Raw genomic sequence first — 798 nt, 5'->3', positions numbered from 1 at the left:
GCTTTCAGGTGTACGCGGTGAGCGCCGCGCAGTACCAAGTGTACGGCGTTATCGGTGGCATCCTGCTGCTCGTCACGTGGCTGTACCTCGCGGCCGTCGTCGTCGTGCTCGGCGGCGTGGTCAACGTGGTACTCGCGGGACGAACCACCCTCGACGGTCCCGATCGAACCGGGGCGACCGCCCGTCCCGCCGCGAGCGCGGACGACGCCGCGGACCGGCAGTTACAACATGACCGCGGCCGACTCACGGGTATGAACGGCGAGTCGGACGCCTCCGGGGACGACGACGAACGGCCGCGCGGCGCGCCGGACGTCGCCGCCCTCGAAGCGGAGGTCCGAGAGCTGCGGTCACAGCTCGACGAGTTCGAGGACGACGTGGAACGACGCACGGTCGACAAACCCGAGGTCGAGTCGGAGCTGAAACGGTACGTCCGGTCCCGAATGCGCCGCGGGCACGCCCGCGGCTGGGGTCCGTACCTCGTCTTGCTGTACGGTACGGTGCTGACGCTCGTGGCGCTGACGTCGCTTCAGGGGATCTACGCGGTCGGTGCCATCGTCGTGCTCGGGCTGTCGACGCTCGGGCTGTACACGATATTCGTTGTGGTCGGCGTCGGGCTGAACCTGCTCGAAACGCCGGGCAAGGCGCTCGATTACGCCCGCGACCGCGGCGATGACTGATCGGGAGACGGGCCGGTGACCGGGCTCGTCGCCGCGGACCGCGGACTCGGCGAGACCGCGTTCGTCGAGGCGCTCCCCGGGATTGTCACGGTCGTCTTCGCCGCGGTCACGCACCTCGCGG

1 pseudogene is annotated in these 798 nt (G+C 69.7%); it reads left to right on the top strand.

The window, feature by feature from the left end:
- Positions 1-677: pseudogene (locus BN903_RS13415) on the top strand (YihY/virulence factor BrkB family protein); the annotation flags it as partial.
- Positions 678-798 lie beyond the last annotated feature (121 nt).

Source organism: Halorubrum sp. AJ67 (assembly GCF_000513435.1).
Note: the sequence above shows the minus strand (reverse complement) of the source record. Positions and strands in the feature narration are given on the sequence as shown.